17 protein-coding genes are annotated in these 20,042 nt (G+C 61.6%); 13 read left to right on the top strand and 4 right to left on the bottom strand.

The window, feature by feature from the left end:
* Positions 1 to 930, bottom strand: a complete 930-nt coding sequence (locus NMA58_RS13375) for a UDP-glucose 4-epimerase family protein (protein ID WP_434710520.1) — start codon at positions 928 to 930, stop codon at positions 1 to 3.
* A 447-nt stretch (positions 931 to 1,377) separates the two neighbouring features.
* Between NMA58_RS13375 and NMA58_RS13370 the strand changes: the two genes are divergently transcribed.
* The 9 genes from NMA58_RS13370 (at position 1,378) to ligA (ending at position 13,261) form a co-directional block, all read left to right on the top strand.
* Positions 1,378 to 2,304 (top strand): D-alanine--D-alanine ligase, encoded by a 927-nt coding sequence (locus NMA58_RS13370; protein WP_434710518.1) that lies wholly within the window; start codon positions 1,378 to 1,380, stop codon positions 2,302 to 2,304.
* On the top strand, positions 2,292 to 3,224 hold the full coding sequence (locus tag NMA58_RS13365) for a cell division protein FtsQ/DivIB (protein ID WP_430958326.1): 933 nt from the start codon (positions 2,292 to 2,294) through the stop codon (positions 3,222 to 3,224). The genes NMA58_RS13370 and NMA58_RS13365 overlap by 13 nt, the downstream gene beginning before the upstream one ends.
* Positions 3,221 to 4,552, top strand: a complete 1,332-nt coding sequence (gene ftsA, locus NMA58_RS13360) for a cell division protein FtsA (protein ID WP_064803798.1) — start codon at positions 3,221 to 3,223, stop codon at positions 4,550 to 4,552. Before NMA58_RS13365 ends, ftsA begins: the two co-directional genes overlap by 4 nt.
* A 56-nt stretch (positions 4,553 to 4,608) precedes the next feature.
* On the top strand, positions 4,609 to 6,354 hold the full coding sequence (ftsZ, locus tag NMA58_RS13355; RefSeq protein WP_434710516.1) for a cell division protein FtsZ: 1,746 nt from the start codon (positions 4,609 to 4,611) through the stop codon (positions 6,352 to 6,354).
* A gap of 264 nt (positions 6,355 to 6,618) precedes the next feature.
* Positions 6,619 to 7,575: a UDP-3-O-acyl-N-acetylglucosamine deacetylase gene (gene lpxC, locus NMA58_RS13350; RefSeq protein WP_085778772.1), complete on the top strand. Its 957-nt coding sequence runs from the start codon at positions 6,619 to 6,621 to the stop codon at positions 7,573 to 7,575.
* 267 nt (positions 7,576 to 7,842) lie between these two features.
* On the top strand, positions 7,843 to 8,712 hold the full coding sequence (locus NMA58_RS13345; RefSeq protein ID WP_170965882.1) for an outer membrane protein assembly factor BamD: 870 nt from the start codon (positions 7,843 to 7,845) through the stop codon (positions 8,710 to 8,712).
* 5 nt (positions 8,713 to 8,717) lie between these two features.
* Positions 8,718 to 10,391, top strand: coding sequence for a DNA repair protein RecN (recN, locus tag NMA58_RS13340; protein ID WP_434710513.1), 1,674 nt, complete (start codon positions 8,718 to 8,720; stop codon positions 10,389 to 10,391).
* A gap of 76 nt (positions 10,392 to 10,467) precedes the next feature.
* Entirely contained in the window at positions 10,468 to 10,995 is a 528-nt protein-coding gene (locus tag NMA58_RS13335) for a DUF6886 family protein (RefSeq protein ID WP_434710511.1), read from the top strand.
* A 109-nt stretch (positions 10,996 to 11,104) separates the two neighbouring features.
* Positions 11,105 to 13,261 carry an NAD-dependent DNA ligase LigA gene (ligA, locus tag NMA58_RS13330; protein ID WP_434710509.1) on the top strand — a complete coding sequence of 719 codons (2,157 nt, stop codon included), beginning with the start codon at positions 11,105 to 11,107 and terminating at the stop codon, positions 13,259 to 13,261.
* Between the two features lie 139 nt (positions 13,262 to 13,400).
* On the opposite strand, the gene NMA58_RS13325 is transcribed toward ligA, so the two are convergent.
* Positions 13,401 to 13,937, bottom strand: coding sequence for a GNAT family N-acetyltransferase (locus tag NMA58_RS13325; RefSeq protein WP_097597966.1), 537 nt, complete (start codon positions 13,935 to 13,937; stop codon positions 13,401 to 13,403).
* A 273-nt stretch (positions 13,938 to 14,210) separates the two neighbouring features.
* Between NMA58_RS13325 and NMA58_RS13320 the strand changes: the two genes are divergently transcribed.
* On the top strand, positions 14,211 to 14,801 hold the full coding sequence (locus tag NMA58_RS13320) for a 3'-5' exonuclease (protein ID WP_430958330.1): 591 nt from the start codon (positions 14,211 to 14,213) through the stop codon (positions 14,799 to 14,801).
* A 78-nt stretch (positions 14,802 to 14,879) separates the two neighbouring features.
* On the top strand, positions 14,880 to 15,371 hold the full coding sequence (locus NMA58_RS13315) for a CreA family protein (RefSeq protein ID WP_085780127.1): 492 nt from the start codon (positions 14,880 to 14,882) through the stop codon (positions 15,369 to 15,371).
* Positions 15,372 to 15,609: 238 nt separating this feature from the next.
* On the opposite strand, the gene NMA58_RS13310 is transcribed toward NMA58_RS13315, so the two are convergent.
* Together NMA58_RS13310 and NMA58_RS13305 are read right to left on the bottom strand one after the other, a co-directional pair.
* On the bottom strand, positions 15,610 to 16,077 hold the full coding sequence (locus tag NMA58_RS13310; RefSeq protein ID WP_011426076.1) for a chemotaxis protein CheW: 468 nt from the start codon (positions 16,075 to 16,077) through the stop codon (positions 15,610 to 15,612).
* A gap of 2 nt (positions 16,078 to 16,079) precedes the next feature.
* Complete coding sequence (locus NMA58_RS13305; protein WP_434710506.1) at positions 16,080 to 18,044, bottom strand: methyl-accepting chemotaxis protein; 1,965 nt, start codon at positions 18,042 to 18,044, stop codon at positions 16,080 to 16,082.
* 381 nt (positions 18,045 to 18,425) lie between these two features.
* Here NMA58_RS13305 and NMA58_RS13300 point away from each other — a divergent pair, with 381 nt between their 5' ends.
* Together NMA58_RS13300 and NMA58_RS13295 are read left to right on the top strand one after the other, a co-directional pair.
* Complete coding sequence (locus tag NMA58_RS13300) at positions 18,426 to 19,028, top strand: SCO family protein (protein ID WP_430958332.1); 603 nt, start codon at positions 18,426 to 18,428, stop codon at positions 19,026 to 19,028.
* A 68-nt stretch (positions 19,029 to 19,096) separates the two neighbouring features.
* A complete protein-coding gene (locus tag NMA58_RS13295) occupies positions 19,097 to 19,975 on the top strand; it encodes a 50S ribosomal protein L11 methyltransferase (protein ID WP_434710504.1) in 879 nt (292 codons plus the stop codon).
* The last annotated feature ends 67 nt before the right edge of the window (positions 19,976 to 20,042 follow it).

Genomic DNA, 20,042 nt, shown 5'->3' with positions numbered 1-20,042 from the left:
CTATTCCACTGCCTGTTTGAGGCCTTCGCGCGGGGTGACGACGGGTGACCAGCCGAGAACGTCGCGCGCTCGGGATATGTCGACCTGCAGCGAACCACAGAGGCGCTGATAGACGGCTTCCTTCCCGAGTGCCTTTGCCGCCATGTGCAGCAGTGCAGGCGGGAAGGGGACCAGCATCGGCTTGACGCCCAGCCCCGCGGCAATTCCCCTGATGAGATCAGGCGTCGAGAGGTCCTCGCCATCTCCAGCAAGGAAAGTCTCGCCCGCAGCGGCGGGATGGTCCATGCAGGCGATGATCAGATCGACGAGATTTTGCACTGCGACCAATGTGCGGCGGTTCTTTAGCGAAGCGAAGGGGAGCGGCAATTTCCTGCGGACAAGATGGACGAGCAGCGCGAAGTTGCCGCGTGCGCCGGGACCATAAACCAGCGGCGGGCGGATGATGACGACTTCCATGCCGGTGCGCGCTGCGATTTCGCGCAGGCCGATCTCGCATTCCAGTTTCGAAATGCCGTAGGGATCGATTGGGTTCGGCCTGTCGTCGTGCCGGAACGGCCGGTCGGTCTCTTCTCCGTTGACCTTGATGGTGCTGATGAAGACGAACCTCTGCACGCCGGCGTGGGCGGCTTGTTCGGCGAGATTGAGCGCGGCGGCGGTGTTGACCCGGCGGAACTCCGCTAGCGGATCGGCTGCGCGGTCGTTCATGATGTGAACGCGGGCGGCGAGATGGACGATGACGTCGACGCCTTCAAGCGCGGCTGTCCAATCGGTTCCGTCGGTAATTTCAATCGGAAAATGCGCTACCTCAGGCGGAAAGGGAGAGGCCTGGGATCTCGTGGTCGCCACGAGCTCGCAAGTTTTGTCTATGTGCAGTCGTTTGACAAGCGGACTACCGACGAAGCCGGCTGCGCCGGTGACGAGGCATCGCATGATTTTCTCCCTGCTCACCCATGCGTCTTCGCTAGCCGGAAGTGATATCGGCATCAATAGAAAAGCGGTGACGCCCGCGCCGAGACCCTTTGCATTAATCAAATCGAGACGCTGGCCGCCGCCTCACTGTTGCCGGTATCCGGCTGAGAGATGACACCCGATTCTGTTGACTGATTCCATCGCGACTGAGCGCGATTGGATATGTCGTTGAATAAATGAACTTTTTCGATTCCGCTCGGGTTCATTTCCCGGGCGCGAAGGGAATGGTTGCACAATGAGCAAAAGTTAAAAGGCCGCAAAACTCCGGGCTAACAGTTAACGAAAGTAAACACTTCATTAACCATAATGATGCTCTAATGCATGTGAGGCCCGGCAAAGGCGCGAACGACGCAGACAGCTTCGCGCAAGCGTCGATTTCAAAAGTGGAAGTTATTTTTGGGGGTGTTGATGAGTCGCAAGCATGTCGCTGTCCTGATGGGCGGATTTTCCTCGGAAAGGCCTGTCAGCCTTTCCTCGGGAAAGGCTTGCGCAGAGGCCCTCGAAGCCGAAGGCTTCAAGGTGACGTGCATCGACGTGGCGCGCGACGTCTCCGAGAGGCTCGCGGCGCTGAAGCCCGATGTCATCTTCAATGCGCTGCATGGGCCCTTCGGGGAGGATGGCACCATCCAGGGTATCCTCGAATATCTCGAGATCCCCTATACGCATTCGGGCGTGCTTGCCTCGGCTCTGGCGATGGACAAGGAAAAGGCGAAGCTTGTTGCCGCTGCCGCCGGCATTCCGGTCGCCGAATCGCAGGTCATCAATCGTTTCGCTTTTCCTTCGGTGCATCCGATGAAGCCGCCCTATGTGGTGAAGCCGGTGCGTGAAGGGTCGAGCTTCGGCGTCGTGATCGTCACCGAAGATCAGACGCATCCGCCGCAGGTCGTCAGTTCGCCCGAATGGCGCTATGGCGAAGAGGTGCTGGTCGAGCGCTATGTCTATGGCCGTGAGCTCACCTGCGGTGTCATGGGCGAGAATGTGCTCGGTGTCACGGAGGTGGTGCCGCAGGGACACAATTTTTATGATTACGATTCCAAGTATGCTGCGGGCGGTTCAAAACACGTCATCCCGGCTAAAATTTCACCGAATATTTACCAAAAAATACAAACATTGGCGCTAAGGGCGCATCAGGCAATCGGTTGTCGCGGCGTCAGTCGGTCCGACTTTCGTTACGACGATCGTTTCTCCGAAGACGGCGAAATCATCTGGCTGGAGGTCAATACCCAGCCAGGCATGACTCCTACCTCGCTCGTGCCCGAAATGGCCGGTCATGCCGGTTATTCCTTTGGTGAGTTTCTCCGGTGGATGGTGGAGGACGCGTCTTGTTTGCGTTGACGGTCAAGAGGATAGGGCGCCCCAGCCATCATGCTGTGCTTCCGATCGTGGAAGCCGAAGAGCGATTCGTGCTGCCGCGTCCGCTGCGCCGCGTCACTCGTTTCTTGATCAGCCTCGGTAGCGGCCGCATTTACATTCCGGCCCATACCGGGACGGTGTCGGCGCTTGCCTTTTTGGCTGCGACCGGCCTCTACGGTATGTCGCTCGGCGGTCACACCGAAGCCGTCGCGCAGGCCACGACGACGGCCGCAGGTTTTGCGATCGAGGACGTGAAAGTCTCCGGCAATGCGGAAACCTCCGAAATCGAGATCCTGCAGCTGATCGGCCTCGACGGCACGACCTCACTGGTCGCACTCGACGTCGATGCGGCCCGGCGCAAGATCGCTCACCTTCCCTGGGTCGAGAATGTCGAGGTTCGAAAGGTCTATCCGAGGACAATCGAAGTGAAGCTCAAGGAGCGTGAGGCCTATGCGATCTGGCAGCACGGGCAGGAGCTTTCGCTGATCGAGAAGAACGGCAGCGTCATTGCGCCGCTTCGCGACAACAAGTTTTCGTCGCTGCCGCTCGTCGTCGGCCGCGACGCCGAGACTGCGGCAGCTTCGCTCGGCGACGCCTTCGCGAAGTGGCCCGACGTGAAGGCCCGCGTGAAGGCCTATGTCTGGATATCGGGCCGTCGTTGGGATCTGCACATGGATAACGGCGTCATCGTCAAGCTGCCGGAAGACGGCATCGATCAGGCGCTGGCGACGCTTTCGAAGTTCGACAAGGAGCATCAGCTCCTGGAGCGGGACATCGCCGCCGTCGATCTGAGATTGCCCGACAGGACCGCGATCCAGCTGACGCCGGAAGCGGCGGTCCGCCGGCAGGCGGCGGTAACGGAGCGTACCAAGGAATTGAAGAAGGCGGGGCAGAATATATGAGCTTGTTCGGTTCATCCCATTTCGGATTGCCGCGCCTGAAGCCGCTTTCGTCGAAGCGGTCGCATGTCGTTTCGGTGCTCGACATCGGCTCGACCAAGGTCGTCTGCATGATCGGCCGGCTGACGCCGCGCGAGGAAAGCCAGATCCTGCCGGGCCGCACGCACAATATCGAGATCATCGGCATCGGCCATCAGCGCTCCCGCGGCATCAAGACCGGCGTCATCGCCGATCTCGATGCGCTGGAAGGCGTCATTCGGCTGGCGGTCGACGCGGCTGAACGCATGGCCGGGCTGACCGTCGAGAGCCTGATCGTCAACCTGACGGCCGGCCGCCTTGGCAGCGACATCTACACCGCGACGATTGATCTCGGCGGTCAGGAAGTCGAGCTTAACGACCTCAAGAAAGTGCTCTCGGCTGCCTGCCAGCAATCGCTGCGCCAGGACCGCTCGGTGCTGCATTCGCTGGCGACCGGCTTCTCGCTCGACGGCGAGCGCGGCATTCGTGACCCGCTGGCAATGTACGGCGATGCGCTCGGCGTCGACATGCATGTCGTGACCGCGGAGCGCTCGGCACTGAAGAACCTCGAGCTTAGCGTCAATCGCGCGCATCTTTCTGTCGAAGGCATCGTCGCGACGCCTTATGCATCGGGCCTTGCCGCTCTCGTCGACGACGAGGTCGAGCTCGGCTGTGCGGCGATCGACATGGGCGGCGGCACGACGACGATCTCGGTCTTTGCCGAAGGCAAGCTCGTTCATACCGATGCCGTCGGGCTCGGCGGCCATCATGTCACCACCGACCTCGCCCGCGGCCTTTCGACCCGCATCGAGGATGCCGAGCGGCTGAAGGTCGTGCATGCCTCCGCGCTCTTGAATTCCTCCGATGAACGCGAGCTGATCTCGATACCGCCGATCGGCGAGGACGATCGCGACCAGCCGTCGCAGGTGCCGCGGGCGCTCGTTTCGCGGATCGTATCGGCCCGAATCGAAGAGACGATGGAACTGATCCGCGACCGTATCCAGCGTTCCGGCTTCAGCCCGATCGTCGGAAAACGCGTCGTGCTGACGGGAGGCGCGAGCCAGCTGACCGGCCTTGCCGAGGTGGCGCGGCGCATTCTGGCCCGCAACGTCCGCATCGGCCGTCCGATGGGCGTCTCGGGACTGCCGACGGCGGCCAAAGGCCCGGCCTTTTCGACGGCCGTCGGCCTGATGATCTATCCGCAGGTCGCGGACATGGAGACACATGCGTCACAGAGCGGTCTGCTCATGTCGCTTGGGGGAAATAACAGCCGCATAGCCCGCATGGGCCAGTGGCTGAAGGAAAGCTTCTGAAATTTGCGTAATTGGCCGGCGTGGCGATGCGGCCAGAGAGAGAAGGAACAGGTACCATGACCATCAAGCTGCAAAAGCCTGACATCACAGAGCTGAAGCCGCGCATCACCGTGTTCGGCGTCGGCGGCGGCGGCGGCAACGCCGTCAACAACATGATCACCGCAGGCCTCCAGGGCGTCGACTTCGTCGTTGCCAACACGGATGCGCAGGCGCTGACGATGACGAAGGCCGAGCGCATCATCCAGCTCGGCGCCAACGTCACCGAAGGCCTCGGCGCCGGCTCGCAGCCGGAAGTCGGCCGCGCGGCCGCCGAAGAGTGCATCGACGAGATCATCGATCACCTGAACGGCACGCATATGTGCTTCGTCACCGCCGGCATGGGCGGCGGCACCGGCACCGGTGCTGCTCCCGTCGTCGCGCAGGCCGCCCGCAACAAGGGCATCCTGACGGTCGGCGTCGTCACCAAGCCGTTCCATTTCGAAGGCGGCCGCCGCATGCGCCTGGCCGAGATGGGCATCCAGGAACTGCAGAAGTCTGTCGACACGCTGATCGTCATTCCGAACCAGAACCTCTTCCGCATTGCCAACGACAAGACGACCTTCGCCGACGCTTTCGCCATGGCCGACCAGGTTCTCTATTCCGGCGTTGCCTGCATCACCGACCTGATGGTGAAGGAAGGCCTCATCAACCTCGACTTCGCCGACGTCCGCTCGGTGATGCGTGAAATGGGCCGTGCGATGATGGGCACCGGCGAGGCCTCCGGCGCCGGCCGCGCGTTGCAGGCAGCCGAAGCGGCAATCGCCAACCCGTTGCTCGACGAAACCTCGATGAAGGGTGCCCAGGGCCTGCTGATCTCCATCACCGGCGGCCGCGACCTCACCCTCTTCGAAGTCGACGAAGCTGCGACCCGCATCCGCGAAGAAGTCGATCCGGACGCCAACATCATCCTGGGCGCCACCTTCGACGAATCGCTCGAAGGCATCATCCGCGTCTCGGTCGTCGCGACCGGTATCGACCGGGCGATCAGCGAAGCCGCCGAGCGCAACTTCCAGCCGGCCGCCAGGCCCGCTATCCGTCCCTCCGCGGCTGTTGCTCCGGCAGCGGCCGCAGTTCAGCCTGCGCCGGTGATGCAGGCACCGAAGGCCATCGATCCGATCGCGCAAACCATCCGCCAATCCGAGATGGAACGTGAGCTCGAAATTCCGGCCCCGCGTGCCAGCGCCCCCGTCCAGCAGCCTGCTGCGCAGCAGGAAGTCTTCCGTCCGCAGAGCAAGATCTTCGCGCCTGCACCGGAAGCTCCGGCCATGCGTCCTCAGGTGCAGCAGCAGGCTCCGGCGCCGGTAATGAGCCAGCCGGTAATAAGCCAGCCGGTGATGAGCCAGCCCGTCCAGCAGCAGCCCATCCAGCAGCAGCCGATCCGACAGGAGCCGATTATCCGGCAGGCGGCTGAAGCGGTGCGCATGCCGAAGGTCGAGGATTTCCCGCCGGTCGTCCAGGCTGAACTTGACCACCGCACGCAGCCGGCTTCGGCGCATCAGCAGGAAGAGCGCGGCCCGATGGGCTTGCTCAAGCGAATCACCAATTCGCTTGGCCGCCGCGACGATGACGCGGTTGCCGCCGACATGACCGCCGCGCCGCCAGCCGCATCACAGCAGCGCCGTCCGTTGTCGCCGGAGGCAAGCCTCTATGCGCCACGCCGCGGCAATCTCGACGATCAGGGTCGTGCAGTTCCGCAGGCTCGCATGATGCAGGAAGACGATCAGCTGGAAATTCCGGCATTCCTGCGCCGCCAGTCGAACTGAAATATCGCGGGCTTCGGCACCGTTCATGCCCGGGATCCAGGTCCCGGGCATTGCTGTTTTCGGCCGAGAATTCCTGAGCGATATCAATCGTGTGACTTCGTAACAAAACGAAAGAAACAGTGATTTGGATTGGAGCGCCGGCGCACGTAAATATGGCGCAAGAAAACTGCGCTGGGAGTCGTCTAGACGAGGCTCTTTCTGCAGAAAGAATGATAACCGCGCCGTGGCACCAACCGCTGGAGCGGAAAAATAAAGGCAGATTTTATGGCTATTGGCTTGCTGGGTTTTCAAACGACGGTATCGCGTCCGGTGACGCTCTCGGGCATCGGCGTTCATTCGGGCGCGAATGTCTCGATCACGCTGAACCCGGCCGAAGCGGACACTGGCGTCGTTTTCCAGCGCCTGCATGATAATGGCGACATCACCGAACTGAAGGCCGTCTCCTCGCAGGTCGGCAATACAGACCTCTGCACGGTGCTCGGCTTCTCACCCACGCATTCAATCGCGACGATCGAACATGTCATGGCCGCCGTCTATGCGCTCGGCCTCGACAATGTCCTCATTGAGGTGCAGGGCGCAGAAATGCCCATCATGGACGGCAGTTCGCTGCCTTTCGTCGAAGCGATCGAGCAGGCCGGTCTCATCTCGCTCGGCGTCAAGCGTCGCTATATCCGCATCACCAAGCCGGTGCGGATCGAGCACGGCGGCTCCTGGAGCGAATTCCGTCCCTATGACGGCACGCGCTTCGAAGTCGAGATCGATTTCGAATGCCCGCTGATCGGCCGGCAAAAGTGGGCCGGCGACCTAAACGCCGCCGTCTTTAAATCCGAACTTTCCCGCGCCCGCACCTTCGGCTTCATGCGTGATGTTGAACGTCTCTGGGCATCGGGCCATGCGCTCGGTTCTTCGCTTGAAAATTCCGTCGTCATCTCGGACGACAATACCGTCATCAATGTCGAAGGCCTGCGATATGCCAAGGACGAGTTTGTTCGCCACAAGACGCTTGATGCCGTTGGCGACCTGTCTCTCGCTGGCGTCCAGTTCATCGGTTGCTACCGATCCTATCGTGGCGGCCATAAGATGAATGCCAATGCTTTGAAGGCGCTGCTCGCCGATCCCTCCGCCTACGAGGTGGTCGAGACCTCGACGCCGCGCCAGCGCGTCGCCGCTCGTGAACTGATCGCCGTCAACGCTTCGGAATTCGCTCCCTGGTCGGCATGACCTCCAGCATATTCTCAAGACCAGGCCGCCTCTTCCCGGAGGCGGTTTTTTTATGTCGGCCCGAGTCTGTGGTGATAGGCATTTTCTCGCAGTTGCTTAGCTGCCACAGGTCGGCAAGAAGGTGAAAAGCCGGCCAATCCGGCGGCGGCTGCCACAAAAATGCGTTAATGCCTTATCATTGCGTTGCTCTTGATGCACATTTGTGGCTAGAAACGCCGGCGAGGCGTGGCTGTCGTGGAGCGAGCGGCGGCATTGGGGTTCTTTTGAATGGCTTATGCAGGATCTGAAGGTATGATGAAGACAGCGCGCGCTTTGTTCGCATCGCTTCTGGTGCTGAGCGCAGGCGCCTCGATCTCCGGCTGCCAGTCGGATCCCGATATCGACATCACCAAGCTTGGCCTCGAAACCGATCCGCCTGACGTGCTCTACACCCAGGGCCTTGCCAATATGAAGGCGGGCAACATGGCGGAAGCAGCGCGCAAGTTCGATGCAATCGATCGCGAGAACCCATTCTCCGAATGGGCGCGCAAGGCGCTGGTCATGAGCACCTTTGTCAAATACCGCCAGGGCAAGCTCGATGATGCGCTTGCCTCGGGTAATCGCTACATGTCGCAATATCCGAAGTCCCAGGACGCTGCCTATGTGCAGTATCTCATCGGTCTCACCTATTCCAAACAGATCGTCGACGTGACCCAGGACCAGCGCGCCTCGGCCAAGACGATCGAGGCGATGCAGGCTGTGATCGACAACTACCCGAACTCCGAATATGTCGATGACGCGCAGGCGAAGATCCGCTACGCCCGTGATCAGCTCGCCGGCAAGGAAATGCAGATCGGCCGCTACTATATGGAGCGGAAGGAATATCTCGCCGCAATCTCGCGTTTCCGCATCGTCGTCGAGAAATATCCGAATACGAACCAGATCGAGGAGGCCTTGGCCCGTCTCGTCGAGGCTTATTACGCCATGGGTATCGTCGACGAGGCGCAGACCGCGGCAGCCGTTCTTGGTCACAACTATCCGGACAGCCAGTGGTACGCCGATTCCTACAAGCTGCTGCAGACAGGTGGCGCCGAGCCGCGTGAGAACAAGGGCTCCTGGATCGCTGCGGCAGGCAAGAAACTCCTGCTCGGTTCCTAAGTCCCATGCTGATCCAGCTTTCGATCCGCGATATCGTCCTGATCGAGCGGCTGGATCTTGCCTTCGAGACCGGTCTGTCCGTGCTGACGGGCGAGACCGGCGCGGGCAAATCCATCCTGCTCGACAGTCTTTCGCTGGCGCTCGGCGGGCGCGGCGATGGCGGTCTGGTGCGCCATGGCGAAGACAGGGGTCAGGTGACGGCGGTGTTCGACGTCGGCATCGACCACGGGGCGCGGGTGCTCCTGCGTGAAAACGGCATCGACGACGAGGGCGACCTGATCTTCCGCCGTCAGCAATCGGCCGATGGTCGCACCAAGGCCTATGTCAACGATCAACCGGTGAGTGTGCAACTGATGCGCCAGGCCGGCCAGATGCTGGTCGAGATCCACGGCCAGCACGATGATCGCGCTCTTGTCGACACGAATGCCCATCGCAACCTGCTCGATGCCTTTGCCGGCCTCACCGATGAGGTTGCTGAGGTCTCCCGCCTGTATCGTATTTGGCGCGACAGCGAACGGACGCTGAAAAAGCATCGCGAGAAGGTGGAAAGTGCGGCGCGCGAGGCTGACTATCTGCGTTCCTCTGTGGCAGAGCTGGAGAAACTCTCGCCACAGGACGGCGAGGAGGACGAACTCGCCGAAAGCAGGCAGAGGATGATGAAGGCGGAGCGAATCGCCGGCGACATCGCCGAAGCCTCCGAATTCCTGAACGGCAATGCCTCGCCGGTGCCGCATATCGCCTCGCTGGTGCGCAGACTGGAGCGCAAGAGCCATGAAGCGCCCGGGCTGCTCGAAGACACCGTGACGCTACTCGATGCTGCGCTCGACCAGCTTTCCAATGCGCAGATGGAAGTCGAGGCAGCGCTGCGCAAGACCGAATACGATCCGAGAGAACTGGAGCGGGTGGAGGAGCGGCTTTTCGCGCTCAGAGCCGCGTCGCGCAAATATTCCGTGCCCGTCACCGAGCTGCCGGCGCTTGCGATGCGCATGATCGCTGATCTTGCCGATCTTGACGCAGGCGAGGAGCGGCTGGCGCATCTGGAAGCGGAGGTCGGTCTGGCGCGAGAGAATTACGATTCGGCGGCGCGCTCGCTTTCCGACAAGCGCCATCAGGCAGGCACTGCGCTGGCTGCCGCCGTGATGGCCGAACTGCCGGCGCTGAAGCTCGAACGCGCTCGTTTCATGGTCGAGATCACCACGGATGCGCAGGAGGCGCTTCCCGAAGGCATCGACGTCGTCGAGTTCCATGTCCAGACCAATCCCGGCACGCGCCCCGGCTCGATCATGAAGGTGGCCTCCGGCGGTGAGCTGTCGCGTTTCCTGCTGGCGCTGAAGGTGGCGCTCGCCGATCGCGGCTCAGCCCCAACGCTCGTTTTCGACGAAATCGATACCGGTGTCGGCGGTGCTGTGGCCGATGCGATCGGCCAGCGGCTGAAGCGGCTGTCCGAGCGGGTCCAGGTGCTGTCGGTCACACATGCGCCGCAGGTCGCGGCGCGGGCGGCGACGCATCTGCTGATCTCCAAGGGGCCGGCGGCCGAGGGTTCCGAAAAAATCGCCACGCGCGTCGCGACGATGGCGCACAAGGATCGCACCGAGGAGATCGCCCGCATGCTCGCCGGCGCCTCGGTGACGGAAGAGGCGAGGGCGGCGGCGAAGCGGCTGCTGGCCGGTAACGGCTGATTGCCGCAGCCGGCACGCTGACAAATACCCCGCTTCGCGCTATGCCGATTGCTCCGATTAGCGGCGATCCGTTGCCATGCGCCTGTTCCATTTCAGCGATAACTCCGGCATCGCAGCGTTCGAGCCGCGTGCCGTTCGCATCCCCTCAATCCGCCCGGCCGGCCAGGAATGGCTGAACGGTCCGCTCGTCTGGGCGATCGATGCCGATCATGACTTCATGTATCTCTTTCCGCGAGATTGCCCGCGGATCCTGATCTGGGCCACGTCCGAGACGCCGGAAGCCGAGAGGCGGCATTGGCTTGCAGGTTGCCGGGCAGCAGCCTATGTCGAGCGTCGTTGGCTGGAACGGCTCTCGGCGGTGACAGTTTATCGTTACGCGCTGCCGGCCGAAGGTTTCGAGGAGCTCGGCGATGCGGGCATGTGGGTGGCTCGCCGGCGTATAGTTCCGATCGAATGTACCGCCATTTCGCGGCTCGACCGGGAATTCATGCCGCGCGGAGTGGAACTGCGGGTGGTCGACAGTTTTCAGCCGCTGAAAGGCCTGTGGAACAGCGGACTGCATGTCAGCGGCATCCGGCTGCGCAACGCCTTGGATTGGGAATAGGCTGGTAGGCAGTCCTCACTGGTCAGGGTAAGCAGCCTCTCTTTTCATCCGGCGATTTTGCTCTAAAAACAATGCAGATTTCTGGCCAGATTCTCTGGAGTGATGTTCCATGTCCACCGAAGGTTCCGCCATCGACACGTTAACGATCGAAGAGGCTGCCGCCGAGCTCGAGCGGCTGGCAAGGGAGATCGCGCACCACGACGCGCTCTATCACGGCAAGGACCAGCCGGAGATTTCAGATGCCGATTACGATGCGCTGAAGCGCCGCAACGATGCGCTGGAAGCGCAGTTTCCCGAGCTGATCCGTGAGGACAGCCCGTCGCGACGGGTCGGTGCTGCGCCCTCGGTCACCTTCTCGCCCGTCGTCCACGCGCGGCCGATGCTGTCGCTCGACAACACGTTCTCACAGGAGGACGTGCAGGATTTCGTCGCCGGGGTCTATCGCTTCCTCGGCCGACTGCCGGACCAGTCGATCGCTTTTACCGCCGAACCGAAGATCGATGGGCTATCGATGTCGATCCGCTACGAGAACGGGAGACTGACGACGGCTGCGACGCGCGGTGACGGCACCGCGGGGGAAAACGTCACCGCCAACATCCGCACCATATCCGAAATTCCCAACCAGCTGCCGAAGGATGTCCCCGCAGTCGTGGAAATCCGCGGCGAGGTTTATATGGCCAAGAGCGATTTCCTGGCGCTCAACCGCCAGATGGAAGCGGAGGGCAAGCAGACCTATGTCAATCCGCGCAACACGGCGGCGGGATCGCTGCGCCAACTCGACGCCAAGGTGACGGCGAGCCGCAAGCTGAAATTCTTCGCCTATGCCTGGGGCGAGATGTCGGACCTGCCGGCCGACACGCAATTCGGCATGGTGCAGACCTTCAAGGACTGGGGCTTCCCGGTCAATCCGTTGATGAAGCGGCTGAATTCGGTCGCCGACATCCTGGCGCATTACGACGAGATCGGCCTCAAGCGCCCGGATCTCGATTACGATATCGACGGCGTCGTCTACAAGGTCGACAGCCTGGAACTGCAGCAGCGCCTCGGCTTCCGCTCGCGAAGCCCGCGGTGGGCGACGGCGCATAAATTCCCGGCCGAGCAGGCCTTCACCGAGGTCGAGAAGATCGAGATCCAGGTCGGCCGGACCGGTGCGCTGACGCCTGTGGCCCGGCTGAAGCCGATCACGGTCGGCGGCGTCGTCGTCACCAACGCGACACTGCACAATGAGGACTACATCAAGGGCATCGGCAATAGCGGCGAGCGCATCCGGCCGAAGGAGCACGATATTCGCGAGGGCGATACCGTCATCGTCCAGCGCGCCGGCGATGTCATTCCGCAGATCCTCGACGTGGTGATGGAAAAGCGTCTCGCCGAGGCGAAGCCATATGATTTTCCCAAGACCTGCCCGGTCTGCGGCTCGCATGCGGTGCGCGAGGTCAATGAGAAGACCGGCAAGATGGATTCGGTGCGCCGCTGCACGGGCGGCTTCATCTGCCGGGCGCAGGCGACGGAGCATCTGAAGCATTTCGTTTCGCGCAACGCCTTCGATATCGAGGGGCTCGGTTCGAAGCAGATCGACTTCTTCTTCGAAAATGAAGATGCGTCCCTGCAGATCCGCACGGCGCCCGATATCTTCACCTTGGAGAAGCGCCAGGCGCAGTCGCTGACCAAGCTGGAGAATATCGACGGCTTCGGCAAGGTCAGCGTCGGCAAGCTCTATGCGGCGATCAACGAGCGGCGCAGCATTGCGCTCCACCGTTTCATCTATGCGCTCGGCATTCGCCATGTCGGTGAAACCACGGCAAAACTCTTGGCGCGCTCCTACGGCACCTATGAAGCCTTTGCGACCGCGATGAAGGAGGCCGCACCGCTTTCCGGCGACGCCTGGAACGATCTCAACGCCATCGAGGGTATCGGTGAGGTCGTGGCGCGCGCGATTGTCGAGTTCTACAAGGAGCCGCGCAACATCGAAGTGATCGGCCGTCTGCTTGAAGAAGTGACGCCCGCAGCGGCCGAGCAACCGGTGACGACGGGCAGTCCTGTGGCTGGCAAGACCGTGGTCTTCACCGGCTCGCTCGAAAAATTCACCCGCGACGAGGCGAAGGCAAGGGCCGAAAGCCTCGGCGCCAAGGTCGCGGGATCGGTATCGAAGAAGACCGACATCGTCGTTGCCGGTCCCGGCGCCGGCTCGAAGCTCGACAAGGCGCGCGAACTCGGCGTCCAGACGATGGATGAGGATGAGTGGCTGGCGCTGATTGGCGGGTGAGGAAGCCGGCGTCAGAATGCCCGCATCCTGTTCGGCGTTGCCTCGGCCTTGTGCGAGGATCTGCTGCGCCCGTTGCCAATGCTCCGGATAAGCCGGGCAAGACCAAGCACGACGAGGGATGCGGATAGACCCGTCCGACTCAGGTCCTCAGCCGCGCCATCGTATAGGCATCGGCATAGTGTCCGGCGCGATATCCGAAAGCACGCAGATGCCCTTCCTTTTCGAAGCCGAACTTCTCGTAGAGAGCGATCGCAGCCGCGTTGTCGGTATATACGGTCAGTTCGAGCCGCTTGATGTCGAGCCAGTCGTCGGCTGCATCGACCATCGCGCCAAGCAGGATGCGGCCGAATCCGCGACCGGTGAAGTCGTCATGCACGCCCATGCCGAGGCTGGCGACGTGCTGGCGACGGCCGCTAAGGCGGTTGAGGCCGCAATTGCCGACGATCTTGCCATTTAGAGTCACGACAAGGTTGAGCGCGCCCGCCGACGGGTTTTCCATGTTCTTGCGGACCTCCTCAATCCGCTGGTAAGGCGGCCTCAGCGTGCCGGCCCGATAGCCCGGTAAATTTATAAGATCAGTGATCTCTTCGGCGTCGGAAAGACGCACGGCTCGCACGACGACACCGTCGGGCAGGGGCGCCCGGCCGCGGGGTTCATTCTCTTCGTTTTCAGGCATGGCATCTCTCCTTGGGTTACAGCGAGGAGAGCCGGGATTTTTTGGAAAACCCTGCTCGCCTCGGCAGGGTTCTCGGGATGATCGGACGGCTAGTGACGCACCATCGCTCCCGCGTACCCTGGAGGGGTCGTGGCGATATGATGCATGGTATGCGTCACAGAGTTGATCATGCGCGAAAGTTTCCCCATCCGCGTGCAGATGTCAATAGGCCGGGATTTGCCTTCGCCTCCGGCTGACATTATGCCGGTAGGGCAGACGATTCGGATTTTACCCTTGAAGACCATTGCCATCGATTTCGAGACAGCCAACGAGCAGCGCGGCAGCGCCTGTTCTGTGGGGCTTGCCTGGATCGAAGAGGGTAGGGTGACGCGCGTCGAGGAGCGGCTGATCCGACCCAGAGACATGCGCTTTTCCGGCATGAACATCGCAATCCACGGAATTCGGCCGGAGCACGTCGAGGATGCGCCTGAATTTCCCGAGGTGATGGACGAGTTCTACGACGATATCAGCGGCGCGACGATGATCGCGCACAATGCGGCATTCGACTTCAGCGTCTGGCGGGCGAGCCTCGATCTCTACCGGCAATCCTATCCTGAGCTGACCTATCTCTGCAGCCTGAAGATGGCGCAGCGCATCTGGCCGCATTTCCTCTCGCATCGGCTGAACCTGATCGCCGAGCATCTCGGGCTGCGCTTCATGCACCATAATGCCGCCGAGGATGCGGCGGTTTGCGCGGCCGCGGCGATCGAGATGGCGAGGGCGGTCAAGGCGAAGGCCGTGGAAGCGATCCCGGCGGTGATCGGTATGACGCCGGGGCGGCTGACGGCGCGTGGCTATGCGCCCTGCACCTGCCGGAAAGCCTGAACGCCCCGTAACAACGGCGATTTCTTGCAAAGCCCAGGTGCATGCTTATCTAGAATGCGGATCATCCAGGGAGCCGCCATGACCAAGCTTCGCACGTTTCTTCTCGCCGCATTTTCCTTCGCCGCTATTTCCGCGGGCGCTGCCTCGGCCGAAGTCGTCGGCAAGGTCGGGGTCGACTGGATCGGCAACGACATCATCGTCGAGGCACTCTCCGACCCGGAGGTCAAGGGCATCACTTGCCACGTCACCTATTTCGATCGCAGCCTGATCGATCGGTTCAAGAACGGCAACTGGTTCGAAGATCCGTCCAACAATTCGATCGCTTGCCGCCAGACCGGACCGATCGAGATCGGCAACATCGACCTCTCCAAGGACGGCAGCGAGGTGTTCCGCCAGGGCATGTCGCTGATCTGGAAGACGCTGGTTGTCAACCGCATCTACGACAAGGCCAACGACACGCTGATCTATCTCGCCCATTCGCGCCAATTGACCGATGGTTCGGCGAAGATGTCGATCTCGACCGTTCCGCTTTATGGGCAGAGCGTGACTTGGAAGAATGGGAAGCCATAGGGGCTGGAGATCCTTTCTTCTGATGTGCCGTCCGCCTCCTCATCCGACCCTTCGCGCCACCTTCTCTCCGCGGGGGAGAAGGGGTAAGCCGCATCGTCTCCGCATACTTGGCTTGGTGTGCTACGTCGCCTCTGTCCTTCGGGGTGAGGGGCCGCACACGCAAAGCATGCGTACTTTCTGACGAAAAACAAGAAAGGCCCGGACGAGCCGAGCCTTTGAATTCCGTATCTAAAGAATATCAAGCCGCCTGGTTCAACTCGTCGGCGATGACCGTATCGAGGTTGAGGAAGCAGACCATGGTCTTCTCGAGTGCGACGATGCCGCGGCAGAAGGCGCGCTGGGCTTCCGGGATGATTTCCGGCGGCGGCTGCAGGTCTTCGCTCTTGATGGTCATCATGTCGGAAACCTGCTCGACCAGCAGACCGACCAGCTTGCCCGCGATATCGGTGACGATGATCGCCGAGCGCTCGGAAGGCTCGGTCATCTTCATGCCGAGGCGGCAGGCCATGTCGATGACCGGGATCACCGCGCCGCGCAGGTTGATGAGGCCCAACACGTAGGGCGGGGTATGCGGCATCGGCGTCACCGGCGCCCAACCGCGGATTTCGCGGATAGCCATGATGTCGATGCAGAATTCCTGATCGCCCAAGTGGAACGAAACGATTTCCAGATAGGCGCCCGACTGCTTGATGGCACTATTGTTCATGATCAGAATTCTTCCCAATTGTCCCCGGCGGGAGCGGCGATGGCTTTGGCGGCAGAACCGCCGTCGAATGCGCCCGCGACTTTGCCGATCAGGCTGCGTGCGGGAGAAGGTCTCGAATGCGAGGTGGCGGTTGCCTCTCGCGGCGTTTGCCGGGCGCTCATGCCCTCGCCGGTTTTGAACTGCTTGATCAGTTGCGTCAGATTTTCGGCGTCGACGGCGAGCGTATGGCTTGCGGCATTCGTCTCTTCCACCATGGCCGCGTTCTTCTGCGTGACCTGATCCATCTGGCTGATCGAAGTGTTGATTTCGTTCAATCCGACTGATTGTTCGCGCGCAGAGGTTACGATTGATTTAACATGTTCGTCGATGCGCAGAACATCCTCGCCGATCTGGCGAAGCGCTTCACCGGCGGCTGTCACCAGTTCGCCGCCGATCTTCACTTCCTCGCCGGATTTTCCGATCAAGGCCTTGATATCCTTGGCAGCACCCGCAGCACGGCCGGCGAGTTCGCGCACTTCCTGGGCGACGACGGCGAAGCCCTTGCCGGCCTCGCCGGCGCGTGCGGCCTCGACGCCGGCGTTGAGCGCGAGCAGGTTCGTCTGGAAGGCGATCTCGTCGATGACGTTGATGATCTTGCCGATCTCGCGGGAGGCGCCCTCGATTCGCTCCATCGCGGCCATCGCATCACCGACAACGATATCCGATTTCGCGGTATTTTCGCGGGTGTGGGAGACCATGTGGCCCACTTCCTCGGCGCGGCTGGTGGCGTTGCGGACGGTGGCGGTGATCTGATCGAGGGCGGCGGACGTCTCTTCCAGCGAGGCGGCCTGCTGTTCGGTGCGCTTGGCGAGATCGTCGGCGGCGGCGCGCATCTGGCGGCTGTTCGCCTCGATCGAGCTGCTGTTGATGGCGATGTCGCTCATCGCCTTGCGCAGCGTCGCGGTCGTCTGGTTGAAGTCCAGGCGCAAGCGCTCCAGCTCTTCGCGGAAAGGCTGGTCGATGGTCACGGTCACGTCGCCGCCCGAAAGGCGGGTAAGGCCGGCGCCAAGAGCGGCGACGGCGGCGCTGAGCGCCTCGGCGTCGGCGAGCTTGGCGGCTTCGCGGGCACGGTGCTCAGCATCGCTGCGCTGTCTGTCTGTCTGGGCCTGGGCTTCAAGGTCGCGCTTCTCGATCGCGGCGAGGCGGAAGCCGTCGGCGGCGCGAGCCATCTCGCCGATTTCGTCGCCGCGGGTCTTTTCAGCGACGTTGCTGGCAAGATCGCCATTCATGATGCGCTGCATGCTTTCGCGCACGGCGCCGATGCCACGCCGGATCGAACCGCCATGGACATATTGCAGGACACCCATGATGAGGATGGCCAGGACGCCGAGGCCGATCTGCAGGATGAGGGCCTCTCGCGACACGGCATTGGCGAGCTCGACATGCTGCTGGGCGAAAACCGTGCCTTCAGCGGCGAGCTTGTCGAGGGTCGCGGTCAGCTCTTCGCCGGCGCCGTCGATCGCGTCGTCGATTTTGTCGAATTCCGCATCAGCCGCGCCCTGCTGAACCAGCGCGACGAGATCGACCTGTATTGCCTTGCCGATTGCGGCGACATCGGCGTCATAGCTCTTCAACAGGCTGTCGACTTGCATTTCATGCGCAAGAAGGTGCATCTCTTTCGAACCACCCGAAAGAGCAGTCAGCGAATCACCGATTAGTTTGATGCGCTCGGGTTCGACGGCCTTGCTGTCCTTGTCGACGATAATGTCCATCGCGGCCAAGACCATCGTCAGATTCGCAAGCCGCATGTCGCCGATATGGTTGACGCTGGCCTGGATCTCGCCGGCGCGGCGCAACGCCGTGTCGACCCGCATGTTCTCGTACCAGCCGACGCCGAGCATCGTTCCGAAACCGATGAAGGCCGCACCGCCCAGTGTCCAGAGCCGCTGGCTGACCGACAGGCTCTTGCGCACCGATGAATTCGTCATGAAAAGACCCCTCCACAAACCGCTCGGGTTTATGTTTTTGCTACCCTCACGCGGCGTCCGGGGTTTTCGCCACTCGGCAGACTTCATGTCAGAACGGCTCGATCGAGCCGCACGCACTGCTAAATATAAAGATGACGATTTAAGCCTTTCCTAATGATGTTTCTCTTGAACTTATCTGTTCACCTTAAGAGCAAGTGGTTCAAATGATGCCGCTTTTTGATGTGCGCTATCGCGGTTCGACGATTTTTCCGCCCTGGACAGCTTCTGCCCCTGAGGCAATTAATCACGGGTCAGAAAACATATTCTTGAATTGCGCGCCTCCGCCTGAGGCTATAATCACGCCGGCGGGGCCATGACCGCCTCAGACTGAGGGCCACGCCAATGAAGACATTTCGCATCGCCGTCTGGATCGGTGTTCTGATACTTGCCGGAGTTCTCGGTGCGGTCAGGTGGTATCCCATGACGTCTCAGGATGTCGTGGCGGAACCGCCGTTCGGCGTGCCCTTCACACTGGTTTCCCAGAGCGGCCAACCGATCACCGAGCAGGCGCTCCGCGGCAAGCCGACGGCGCTGTTCTTCGGCTTTACCCATTGCCCGGAAGTTTGCCCGACGACGCTGTTCGAACTGAACGGCTGGATGGAGAAGGTCGATCCCAATGGTGACAAGCTGCAGGCCTATTTTGTGACCGTCGATCCGGAGCGCGATACGCCCGAGATCATGAACGAGTACGTGTCCAACGTTTCCAAGCGAATTACCGGCATTTCGGGCCCACCGGACAAGATCACCGAGGTCATCAAGGGGTTCCGCGTCTATGCCAAGAAGGTGCCGGTCGACGAGAAGGATCCAAACGGCGACTATACGATGGATCATACTGCGTCGGTCTTCCTGCTCGATTCCGCCGGGCGGTTTTCCGGAACGATCGCCTATGGCGAAAATCCGGACACGGCGGTAAAGAAGTTGGAGAATCTCGTCCATAAGGGGTGATGGCTTCAGCGTGATGGGACGTTGGCTCGACCGATGGCGGGCAAGGGAAACGGGAAAGACCGCCTATCGTGAGTGAAATCCGCCTTTACGTGCCGACTACCGAAAGCCAGGCCGAAGCGATCCTCGATCTCCTGACCCAAGTCTTCGGCGAAGAAGACTTTGCCATCGGCACCACCGAAATCGATGAGAAGAAGGATATATGGGAGGCCTCGGTCTATATGATGGCCGAGGACGAGGCGGATGTGCGCTCCCGCATCGAGGCAGCGCTGAAGGTCGCTTTTCCCGATGCTCAGCTGTCGCGAGAAGTCATCCCGGATGTTGATTGGGTGGCGAAATCGCTGGAGGGCCTGAAGCCGGTCAGGGCGGGGCGCTTCCTGGTGCATGGCTCGCATGACCGAGACAAGGTCCGCTCCGGTGACATCGCCATCGAGATCGATGCCGGCCAAGCCTTCGGTACCGGCCATCACGGAACGACGGCCGGTTGCCTGGAGATGATCGATGCAGTGATGTGTTCGCGCCGGGTTCGCAATGCGCTTGATCTCGGCACAGGCAGTGGCGTCCTGGCGATCGCGGTGCGTAAGCTCAAAAACATCCCGGTGCTTGCGACCGATATCGATCCGATCGCAACGCTGGTCGCGGCTGAGAACGTACGACGCAATGGCATCGCGTCTGGCATCGTCACGAAGACCGCACCGGGGTTCCATTCGACGGCCTTCTCGGAGAATGGCCCCTTCGACCTCATCATCGCCAATATTCTCGCCCGGCCGTTGATCCGGATGGCGCCAAAGCTCGCCACGCATCTTGCGCCCGGCGGATCGGTGATCCTTTCAGGCATTCTCGCGTCACAACGGTGGAAGGTGATCGCCGCCTATAGCGGCGCGCGGCTCCGGCATGTCAGGACGATCTGGCGGAACGGCTGGGTGACGATTCATTTCGATCGGCCTTGAGGAGGGAGAGGATCGGGGCGACGGGTGCGACTTACTCCCTCTTCTCCCCGGCGGGGAGAAGATGCCC

The organism is Rhizobium sp. YTUHZ045 (assembly GCF_051124255.1).
GTDB lineage: Bacteria > Pseudomonadota > Alphaproteobacteria > Rhizobiales > Rhizobiaceae > Rhizobium.
This window is presented reverse-complemented; position numbering and strand designations above follow the sequence as displayed.